Annotated in this window: 10 protein-coding genes; 5 read left to right on the top strand and 5 right to left on the bottom strand. The window is 71.3% G+C overall.

Annotated features, from left to right (window positions below):
• Positions 1-37: 37 nt before the first annotated feature.
• The 3 genes from ABD127_RS04505 to ABD127_RS04495 are packed head-to-tail and all read right to left on the bottom strand — an operon-like array spanning position 38 to position 4107.
• Positions 38-1729 carry a sensor histidine kinase gene (locus ABD127_RS04505; RefSeq protein WP_344198160.1) on the bottom strand — a complete coding sequence of 564 codons (1692 nt, stop codon included), beginning with the start codon at positions 1727-1729 and terminating at the stop codon, positions 38-40.
• 36 nt (positions 1730-1765) lie between these two features.
• A complete protein-coding gene (locus ABD127_RS04500) occupies positions 1766-3205 on the bottom strand; it encodes a VWA domain-containing protein (RefSeq protein ID WP_344198158.1) in 1440 nt (479 codons plus the stop codon).
• Positions 3202-4107, bottom strand: a complete 906-nt coding sequence (locus ABD127_RS04495; RefSeq protein ID WP_344198156.1) for an AAA family ATPase — start codon at positions 4105-4107, stop codon at positions 3202-3204. Before ABD127_RS04495 ends, ABD127_RS04500 begins: the two co-directional genes overlap by 4 nt.
• Before the next feature lie 50 nt (positions 4108-4157).
• Between ABD127_RS04495 and ABD127_RS04490 the strand changes: the two genes are divergently transcribed.
• Genes ABD127_RS04490 through ABD127_RS04475 form a run of 4 tightly spaced genes read left to right on the top strand, consistent with a single transcriptional unit; the run spans position 4158 to position 8148 of the window.
• Positions 4158-4553: an SRPBCC family protein gene (locus ABD127_RS04490; RefSeq protein ID WP_344198154.1), complete on the top strand. Its 396-nt coding sequence runs from the start codon at positions 4158-4160 to the stop codon at positions 4551-4553.
• Positions 4554-4586: 33 nt separating this feature from the next.
• Positions 4587-5897, top strand: coding sequence for a M20/M25/M40 family metallo-hydrolase (locus ABD127_RS04485; RefSeq protein WP_344198152.1), 1311 nt, complete (start codon positions 4587-4589; stop codon positions 5895-5897).
• 53 nt (positions 5898-5950) lie between these two features.
• Complete coding sequence (locus ABD127_RS04480; RefSeq protein ID WP_344198150.1) at positions 5951-7069, top strand: acyltransferase family protein; 1119 nt, start codon at positions 5951-5953, stop codon at positions 7067-7069.
• Positions 7066-8148 carry a GNAT family N-acetyltransferase gene (locus tag ABD127_RS04475; RefSeq protein WP_344198148.1) on the top strand — a complete coding sequence of 361 codons (1083 nt, stop codon included), beginning with the start codon at positions 7066-7068 and terminating at the stop codon, positions 8146-8148. Before ABD127_RS04480 ends, ABD127_RS04475 begins: the two co-directional genes overlap by 4 nt.
• On the opposite strand, the gene ABD127_RS04470 is transcribed toward ABD127_RS04475, so the two are convergent.
• Entirely contained in the window at positions 8120-8308 is a 189-nt protein-coding gene (locus ABD127_RS04470) for a DUF5703 family protein (RefSeq protein ID WP_229054023.1), read from the bottom strand. The two genes, ABD127_RS04475 and ABD127_RS04470, sit on opposite strands and share 29 nt — an antisense overlap.
• A 13-nt stretch (positions 8309-8321) precedes the next feature.
• A complete protein-coding gene (locus ABD127_RS04465; RefSeq protein WP_344198142.1) occupies positions 8322-9275 on the bottom strand; it encodes an aldo/keto reductase in 954 nt (317 codons plus the stop codon).
• 49 nt (positions 9276-9324) lie between these two features.
• On the opposite strand from ABD127_RS04465, the gene ABD127_RS04460 reads away from it, so the two are divergent.
• Positions 9325-10164 (top strand): undecaprenyl-diphosphate phosphatase, encoded by an 840-nt coding sequence (locus ABD127_RS04460; RefSeq protein WP_344198140.1) that lies wholly within the window; start codon positions 9325-9327, stop codon positions 10162-10164.
• Positions 10165-10210: the final 46 nt, after the last annotated feature.

Raw genomic sequence — 10210 nt, 5'->3', positions numbered from 1 at the left:
CGGGGCGCTGCTCTGTGCGGGGTCAGGAGGTGCGGGGTCAGGAGGTGCGGAGCCGGCCGGACCACTGCAGGTCGGTGCCGCCGGTCGGCCGCTCCGCCACCGCGAACACGCCGTGGTGCTTGCGCGCCCGCATCTCCAGGTTCGACAGCCCGCTGCGTCGCGACATCGGGCCAGGGCCGATCCCGTCGTCCAGCACCGAGACCGTGATGCTGCCGTCGCTGATGGCGACCTCGACGTCGATCGAGTGGGCCTCGGCGTGCTTGACCGCGTTGGTCAGCGCCTCGCTGACCACCGCCTCGACGTCGTGCGACAGCTCGGCGTCGGTCAGCAGGTCGATCGGGCCGGCGAAGACGATCGTCGGACGGCGGGCGAGGTGCTCGCCGAGACGTTCGACGATCGAGACGATGCGCGAGCGCGGCGTGGACCCCGTGAGCTCGGACTCGTGGTTGAGCGCGAAGATGCTCTGCCTGATCTGGGTGATGGCCCCGTCGATCTCGTGCACCAGGTCCGACAGGCGCCGCCCGGCGGCTCCCTCGATGCTGGAGGCCGTCGCCTGCAGGCCCAGCCCGGTGGCGAACAGTCGCTGGATGACGTGGTCGTGCAGGTCGCGGGCGATGCGGTTGCGGTCCTCGAGCATCGCGACCCGCTGACGGGTGCGACGCACCTCCATGCGGTCCAGGACGACACCGACGTGGCTCGTGAACGAGTTCACGATCTGGACGTCGCGATCGGTGAAGACCTCGCCGCCGGCCCGGTTGGCGACGCACAGCGCGGTGCTGCGGCCGACGGACTTGGCGAACGGCACGATCACCAAGTTGCAGCTCATCGGCCACTCGCCGTCGGCGGTGGTCACGACGAGGTGCGTCCGGTTCATGACGACCGGCTCGCCGTCGAGGAAGGTCTTCGCGAAGGACTCGTCGACGGGCCGGACACGAGCCTGCAGCAGGACGCCGGTGTGCTCGCCCACCGCCTGCTCGACCAGCAGCGTGTCGATCTCCGGGTCGATCGTGCAGATCAGGGCGACGTCGGCCTCGATGACGTCGCGGATCCGTTCGAGCAGCTGGGGGACCTGCTCGCCCTCCTCGTCGATCATGACCCCGCGCGCCGCCTCCGCCAGGGCGCGCGACCAGCGCTCGCGGTACATCGACTCGTCGAACTGGCGGGCGTTCTCGATCGCGATGCCCGCGGTGGCGGCCAGGGCCTCGGCCAGCTCGACGTCGTCGGGGGTGAAGCTGCCGCTGCGGCTGTCGGTCAGGTAGAGGTTGCCGTAGATCTCGTTGCGCACGCGGATCGGGACGCCGAGGAAGCTCTCCATCGGCGGGTGGTTCATGGGGAACCCGACCGATCGCGGGTCGTCGGCGATCGTGTCGAGGCTGACGGGGCGCGGGTCCTCGATGATCGCGCCGAGCAGGCCCTTGCCCTCCGGGAGGTGACCGATCTGCACCGCGGTCTTCTCGTCGATGCCGACGTGGATGAACTGCTCGAGACGCCGGTCGTCGCCGATCACTCCCATCGCGGCGTAGCGGGCGTCGATCAGCTCGGTCGCCATCTCGACGATGCGGCGCAGGACGGAGTCGAGGTCGAGGTCGCTCGTGATCGCATGGTTGACGCGGATCAGGTCACGCAGGCGGGACTGGGAGACCATCATCTCCTCGGCGCGCGACACCATCTGCGCGAGCAGCGTCTCGAACTCCAGCCGCGGGCCCTTGACGTCACGGATCTCGTCCACGTCGCCATGCTAGGTCTCCGCAGGCTCAGCGGCGCGTCAGACGGGGAGCAGCCGGGTGATGAATCGTTCGAGCTGCGTGATCGTGCGGCACTCGTGCATCTCGACGACCTCGGCGTACTCGGGCGCGACGGAGTCGCCGAAGCCCCAGTTGCCGGAGTGCTCGGGGTTGAGCCAGAAGCACCGCTTGGACCGCTGCGAGATCTCGTGGAGCGCCTCGAGCCTGAGCGCCTGGTTGTTGTTGCGGGCGTCCCCGAGGATCAGCACCGAGGTGCGCGGTCCGACGGCGTCGATGTGGTCGGCGACGAAGTCCAGGAACGACTCGCCGTAGTCGCTGCTGGTGTGCCACTTGGTGATGCGGGCCTCCTCCGTGATGCGCTTGCGCACCTCACCGCCCTCGCGGACGATCTCGGTCACCTCGGCGACGGTGTTCACGAAGGCGAAGACCCGGACCTTGCTGAACTGCTCGCGCAGCGCCTGCACCAGCAGCATCGTGAAGCCTGAGAACCCGGCGACCGACCCCGACACGTCGCACAGCAGCACGAGCTCCGGCCGGGTGCGGTGCGGAGGCGCGTGCACGGGGCGCATCGGCACCCCGCCGGTGCCCATCGCGCGCCGCATCGTGCGGCGGATGTCGATCCGGCCCCGGCGCGAGCGCCGGCGGCGTGCGGACAGGCGGGTCGCGAGCTTGCGCGCGAGGGGCTGGACCGCCTGGCGCAGCTCCTCGAGCTGCTGGGCGTTCGCCGAGAGGAAGTCGATCCGACCCGAGGACTTGCGCACGGCGTGCTGCGTCACGAGCTCGCGCCCGCGCACCTCGGCGGTACGCCGTCGCGCCTCGGCCTCGACCATCGTGCGGAAGAGGTCGACGAGACGTCGGACCTCGTCGCGGGTCAGGGAGTCGGCGACGTCGCCGCCGCCGAGGCCGGGGGAGGAACCACCGGAGCCGGAGCCACCACCCTGACCGGCACCCTCACCCGCGCCGTTGCCCCGCTGATCGCCCCGCATGCGTTCTGCCGCGGCCGTCAGCGTGCGGGGGTTGAGCCGGTCGAGGGTCTGGTAGGCCGACCAGCCGCCGGCGCTGCTGCCGGCGGTGGCGACGTTGCCGAGCGTCTCGACCGCGAGCTCGGCCAGCTGCTGCATCATCCGGGTGTCGCCCTCGGCGATCGCCATGAGCAGCAGGTCGCGCAGGTCCTCGGCCGACTCGACGTCGAACTCCGCCGCGCTGGCGCCGACGCCGATGCCCCCGGGGAAGTACAGGTCGAACGTCATGTCGAACACCTCGCGCTGACCGCCGCGGCGCACCAGGGCGCTCGCGAGGCCCTCGCGCAGCCGACCTCGGTCCTCGAAGCCGAGCGTCGTCATGACGGACGCTGCGTCGACGGTCTCGCTGGTACCCGCCGGGATCCCCTTGCTGCGCAGCGCGTCGACGAACTCGACCAGCCGGCCGGCGAGGTCCTGGGCCTCCGGGTCCGCGGTCATACCAGGATCGACGGCAGGTCGAGCTTGGTGCGCGCCTTCGCGATGTCGTCGGTGTGCTTGAGGATGACGCCCAGGCTGTCGCTCACGACCTGCGCGTCCAGCGTCGTCGCGCCGAGCGCCACGAGGGTGCGGGCCCAGTCGATCGACTCCGCGATCGACGGCGCCTTGCGGAGTCCCAGGTTGCGCAGCGCCTCGACGACCCGCACGAGCGAGGTCGCCAGCGCCTCGTCGAGCTCGGGCACCTTGAGCCGCACGATGCGCTCCTCGAGGTCGGACTCGGGGAAGTCGACGTGCAGGAACAGGCAGCGGCGCCGCAGCGCCTCGGAGAGCTCGCGGGTCGCGTTGGACGTCAGCACGACGAACGGACGGTGCACCGCGGTGATCGTCCCCAGCTCGGGCACCGTGACCTGGAAGTCGCCGAGGACCTCCAGCAGGAGGCCCTCGATCTCGACGTCCGCCTTGTCGGTCTCGTCGATCAGCAGCACGGTCGGTCCGTCGTTGCGGATCGCGCGCAGCAGCGGCCGGGGGAGCAGGAACTCCTCGCTGAAGATGTCGGAGCGCGCCTCGTCCCAGGACTCCTCGCGGCCCGCCGTGATGCGCAGGAGCTGCTTGGCGTGGTTCCACTCGTACAGCGCCCGGGCCTCGTCGACGCCCTCGTAGCACTGCAGCCGGATGAGCTCGGCTCCGGTGGCGGCGGCCACGGCGCGCGAGAGCTCGGTCTTGCCGACGCCGGCGGGGCCCTCGACCAGCAGGGGCTTGCCGAGCTGGTCGGCCAGGAACACCGTCGTCGCGACGGCGTCCGAGGCCAGGTAGCCGACCTCCGCGAGACGCGTGACGACGTCGTCGACGCTCGAGAACGCGGGCGCGACCGGGGTGTCCTGACCGGACGGTGGGGTGCTCATGGGGTCCTTTCCACGCGGCGCGGATCGGCGTCGCTGCCTACTATCGTGCCGTGGACGGAATCGAGATCGTGCGTGAGGTGCCCCTCCCACCCGAGGAGGCGTGGGCCCGGGTTACCGACTGGCCGCGTCACGCCCGCGCCGTCCCGCTCACCCGCATCACCCGCACGGCCGACGGCTTCGTGGCGCGGACGGGTCTCGGGCGCCTGCGGTTCGACGACCCGATGCGCGTCGTGGAGTCCGATCCGCCGTGGCGCTGCCGCCTCGTCAAGGAGGGCCGCGTCGTCACGGGCTGGGCCGAGATCGTGGTCGAGGAGATCCCCTCCGGCAGCCGCGTCACGTGGCGCGAGCTGGCCCACGTCCGCGGCGTCCCGAGGGTCTTCGCCGGGCTCGAGCGCCGCTCGGCGCACGTGCTGTTCTCGCGTGTCCTCGACGAGGTCCTGGGCTGAGCGGTCCCGCCAGGTCGTGCGTACGATCGAGGCATGTCCTCGACTGCTGAGCCCCGCACCGCCGAGTCGGAGGTCCTGGAGATCTGCCGGGACCTGATCCGCATCGACACCTCGAACTTCGGGGACGACTCGGGGCCGGGTGAGCGCAAGGCCGCCGAGCACGTCGCCGCGCTGCTGGCCGAGGTCGGCATCGAGTCCGAGATCATCGAGTCCACCGCGGGCCGCGCGAGCGTGGTGGCCCGGTGGGGCAACCAGGACTCGCCCCGGCCGGGACTCCTGATCCACGGACACCTCGACGTCGTCCCGGCGCAGGCGGCCGACTGGCAGGTCGACCCGTTCGCCGCCGAGGTCGTCGACGGCTACCTCTTCGGTCGCGGCGCGGTCGACATGAAGGACTTCGACGCGATCGCCCTGGCCGTCGTCCGCGAGCGCCAGCGGGCCGGGCGCATCGCCGACCGGCCGATCACCCTGATCTTCACCGCCGACGAGGAGGCCGGGGGCGTCCTCGGCGCCCAGTGGCTCGCGCAGAACCGTCCCGACGTGTTCGAGGGCTGCACCGAGGCGATCGGCGAGGTGGGCGGGTTCTCGACCGAGATCGGCGGCCAGCGTCTCTACCTGATCGAGACGGGGGAGAAGGGCATCTCCTGGATGCGCCTGACCGCTCGGGGCACCGCCGGACACGGCTCGATGAAGGCACCCGACAACGCGGTCGTCCACCTGTCGCGGGCCCTGGTCGCCCTCGGGGAGCACGAGTGGCCGGCCGAGCCGGGCCCGTCGATGCAGGCGCTGTTCGCGAAGGTCCGCGAGCTCTCCGGCGAGACCAGCACCGACCCCGACGAGATCCTGGCCCACTTCGGCCCGGCCGTGCGGATGCTGGGAGCGGGCGTCCGCAACTCGACGAACCCGACGATGCTGCAGGCGGGCTACAAGCACAACGTGATCCCCGGCGAGGCCGTCGCCTACGTCGACGGCCGGTACCTGCCCGGGCACGCCGACACCTTCGTCCCGGCGGTCCAGGCGATCGTGGGCGACAAGGTCGTCGTCGAGCCGCACATTTCCGACATCGCCCTGGAGTACCCCTTCACGGGCGACCTGGTCGACGCGATGACGGTGGCGCTGCACAAGAACGACCCGGGAGCGCACATCGCGCCGTTCGTGATGTCGGGGGGCACCGACGCCAAGGCGTGGAGCCTGCACGGCATCACGTCCTACGGCTTCGCACCGCTGCGCCTGCCGGCCGACCTCGACTTCACGGCCCTGTTCCACGGGGTCGACGAGCGGGTGCCGGTCGACGCGCTCGAGTTCGGCTGCCGCGTGCTGGACGACTTCCTCGACATCGCCTGAGGAAAAGTCCGGTCGGACGGGATCAGGGGGCACCCGATCCTGCACTTGTCGGTATGCGCATCAGTCTGCGAGGCCGGACCACGACCTCGGCCACCGCCTCGACGGAGCCCGTCGAGCGGCGCCCCGAGGCCCGGTTCCTGCTGCTCGACCTCGCGCGGCTGCTCGCCGCCCTGGCCGTCGTCCTCTACCACTTCGTCGCGCGCGAGCACGACCAGTGGGGCTCGTCGGCGCAAAACCTCTTCCCGGTCCTCTCGCAGGTCTCGGTCTACGGATTCCTGGGGGTGCAGCTGTTCTTCGTGATCAGCGGCTTCGTGATCCTGATGTCGGTGGAGAACCGGAGCGTGCGTCAGTTCGCGGCGGCGCGCGCTGCGCGGCTCTTCCCGGCGTACTGGGTCGCGGTCCTGGCCACGGCGGCCCTGCTCGTGTGGATCGCGCCGCAGCTGCACCAGGACGTCTCGCTGTCGCAGGTGCTGGTCAACCTGACGCTGCTCCAGACACCCCTCGGGATCGCGCCGGTCGACGGCGTCTACTGGACGCTGTGGGTCGAGGTGACCTTCTACGCCGCGATCGCGCTGCTGGTGGCGCTGGGCGTCACGGGCCGGGGCATGACGTGGTTCATGGTCGGCTGGCCGGTGGCGGGCCTCGCGGTGTCGCTGCTGGGCAACGAGAAGCTGATCTTCCTCCTGGCCGCCGAGCACGCACCGTGGTTCGCAGCGGGCATGTGCCTGTACCTGATGCACCGGCACGGTCGCACGGCGTTCCGCTGGGCGTTCCTGGTCCTGGTGACGGCGTTGGCGGTCCGGCAGACCCTCGCCTTCAACGTGCCCGACACCGAGCCCTACACCGACGTCCCGGTGTCGCGCGTCGTCGCGGCGGTCCTCGCGGTCGCGATCGTCGCGGTGATGACCGTCGTCACGCAGACCGACCTGAAGAGCGTCGGCCGGCCGTGGATGATCACCGCCGGGGCCCTGACGTACCCGCTCTACCTGCTCCACGAGTACTGGGGCTGGTGGATGATCGGCCTGGTCCAGCCCGTGGCGGGCCACCTGGCCGCCCTCGCGGCAGCGCTCCTGCTGAGCCTGCTGATGGCCCACGTCGTCGCGCACGGGGTCGAGCGTCCGGTCCGCCCGCGCCTGCGCCGCGCGCTCGAGAAGCTGCTGGCCCGCCCGTGAGCACCCTCGACGCGACGACCGACCGCACGATCCGCGTCGTCCGGGTGTCCTCGCTCGGGCCGTGGGCGGGCCCGTGGGACGAGCTGGTGGCACAGATGGCCCTGCCCTCGCCGTTCCTGCGCTCCTGGTGGCTCGAGGGGGTGAGTGGTCCGTCGGACCACTACGTGCTCGTGGTGGAGGGGGACACCCTGGTCGGCGGGCTCGCGCTCACGCGGCAGCGGCGCCTCTGGATCGAGCGTTTCCGGGTGCTCGGCCACGGCACGCTCTGCCCCGACCATCTGGACCTCGTCGCGACACCGGACCGTGCTCACGACGTCGCGAGGGTGCTCCGGGGGTGGTTCGCCGCGCGTGGCTCGCGCCTGCTCGACCTGCACGGGCTGGCCGAGACGTCGGTCCTCGTGCAGGCCTTCGCCGACGGCGGAGAGGTCGTGACGCTCGACGTCGCGCCGTTCGAGGCGCTCCCGGCGGATCCTGATGCCTACCTCGGCACGCGGTCCTCGTCCTCACGCCAGCGCTACCGCCAGCACCGACGCCGGACCGAGGAGCAAGGGGTCGTGTACCGACGGGCCGCGGACGCCGAGGTCCCCGCCGCGCTGGCCGACTTCGCCCGACTGCACGGGTCCCGGCCCGACCGGGCTCGACTCTGCCGCGAGATGCCGCGACTGCTCACGACGCTGCGGGCCAGTGCCGCGGCCGGCGAGCTCCGCGTCGTGGTGGCCGAGATCGGCGATCGTCGCGGAGCCGTGGTGCTGCTGTTCACGACGGGACGGCGCCTGAGCTTCTACCAGGTCGCGCGGGACGTGGAGGATCCTCGGTTCAACCACAGCGGCACCGTCGTCGACATGCACGCGATCCTCGAGGCCTGCACGGACGGGCTGGTCGAGGTGGACTTCCTGCGCGGCGACGAGCGCTACAAGCGGTCCTTCGCCCGCGACCAGCGGCGGGTGCTGCGCCTGCGTTGCGCGCGCGGACTCGGAGCGCGTCTGTGGTGGTGGTCGATGGAGGCCGCCGAGGGCGCCCGTCGCGACCTCGGCCGGTGGCGCCGCGCCCTCAGACGTAGGTCGGGCGCATCCGGATGATCTTGCGTCGCAGGCGCACCGTGCGTTGACCCGTGCGGTCCTTGTGCAGGCGGTGGAGCTCCCAGCCCTGGTACTCGGCGGCCTGGGTCAGCATGTGGCACACCGCCGATCGCGACTTGGTGCGCGAGATCGTCAGGTCCCAGAACTCGTACTCGACCATGGTGTCCTCCTGCTCAGACCTGGCCCGTCGACACGTCGTCGAGGGCGAGGATGATCTCGGGTGGAAGGGCGATGCTCTCGGTGGCGACCAGCTCGGCGAGCTGGGCCGGGGTGCGTGCGCCGACGACGGCTGACGCGACGGCCGATCGGTCGCGGACCCAGGCCAGGGCGACCTGCGCGGGGGTGTGCCCCAGTCCCTCGGCGGCGCGGACGACGGCCTCGACGACCGCCGCGGGGCCGGGCTGCAGGTACTCGGTGAGCCAGCGACCCCAGCCGTCGTCGGCACCGCGGGAGTCGGCCGGCGTGCCGGTGCGGTACTTGCCGGTCAGCACGCCGCGACCCAGCGGCGACCAGGCCAGCAGACCCAGGCCGAGGTGCTGGGCCGCGTCGACCAGGCCTGACTCGGGGGAGCGGCGCAGCAGCGAGTACTCGACCTGCGTGCTGACCAGGCGGTGGCCGGCGGGGCGGCCCGCGAGACGCTCGTGGGCCAGCGCGGTCTGCCAGGCGGAGAAGTTCGAGATGCCGGCGTACCGCACACGGCCGGAGTCGATCGCGTGCTCGAGCGCGGCGAGGGTCTCGTCGAGCGGGGTGGAGTCGTCCCAGCGGTGGACCTGCCAGACGTCCAGGTAATCGGTGCCGAGGTCGCGGAGCGACCGATCGAGCTGGGCGAGCACGGTGCCTCGCGAGGCGTCGAGCAGCGCGCCGTCGGACCCAGGGCCCAGACCGCACTTGCCGGCCAGGAGCACGCGGTCGCGGACGCCACGGTCGGCCAGCGCTGCGCCCAGGACCTGCTCGCCCTTGCCGTCGCCGTAGACCGGCGCGGTGTCGATCAGCGTGCCACCGGCGTCGAGGAATCCGTCGAGGAGCTCGGTCGCCGTGTACTGGTCGACCTGCGACCCCCACGTCATCGTGCCGAGCGCGAGCCGCGACACACGAAGGCCCGAGTGACCGACCCGACGCTGCTGCATGCGCACAGGCTAGTCAGGACCCGGTTGCCGGGCCGGTAGGCTCGCGGACGTGGAATTCCTCCAGTCACTCGTGCTCGGTCTGATCCAGGGTCTGACGGAGTTCCTGCCGATCTCCAGCAGCGCCCATCTCGCGATCTTCCCCAAGTTCTTCGGGTGGTCCGACCCGGGCGCCGCGTACACCGCGGTCGTGCAGATCGGTACCGAGATCGCGGTGGTCCTGTACTTCTGGCGCGACATCTGGACGATCGGGTCCGGGTGGGTGCGCGGCCTGTTCTCCCGCGAGGCTCGCCAGGCCCCTGAGTGGTCGATGGGCTGGTTCGTGATCATCGGATCTCTGCCGATCGTCGTGATCGGTCTGCTGCTCGAGGACCTGATCGACAGCGAGTTCCGCAACCTCTGGGTCATCGGCACGATGCTGATCGCGTTGGGCATCGTCCTCGGCATCGCCGAGCGGGTGGGCCGCAACGCCAAGCCCATCGACGAGCTGACGTGGGGGCACGCGGTCATGCTCGGTCTCGCGCAGGCTGCGGCGGTCGTGCCGGGCGTGTCGCGTTCGGGCGCGACGATCAGCATGGGCCTGTTCCTCGGCTATGAGCGTGCGGCGGCGACGCGGTACGCGTTCCTGCTCGCGATCCCGGCGGTCGTCGGCGCGGGTCTGTACAAGCTCAAGGACATCCCGGGCGGCGACAACGCCTACGGCGTCGGACCGACGATCCTCGGCACCGTGGTGGCGTTCGTGGTCGGCATCGCGGTCATCCACTGGCTGCTCAAGTACGTCAGCACGCGGTCGTACGCCCCGTTCGTGGCCTACCGGATCGTGCTGGGCTCGATCGTGCTGATCCTGCTCGGCACCGGCGTCATCACCGCCGACGTCGCCATCAACGGCTGACCGCTCGCGAGTGAATTCCCGCCCCTCCGCGAGTGAGTTTCCGCCC

Origin of the sequence: Aeromicrobium alkaliterrae (assembly GCF_039529015.1) — a bacterium.
Taxonomy (GTDB): domain Bacteria; phylum Actinomycetota; class Actinomycetes; order Propionibacteriales; family Nocardioidaceae; genus Aeromicrobium; species Aeromicrobium alkaliterrae.
The sequence above is the reverse complement of the archived record's forward strand: the minus strand, read 5'-3'. Positions and strand labels throughout refer to the sequence as shown.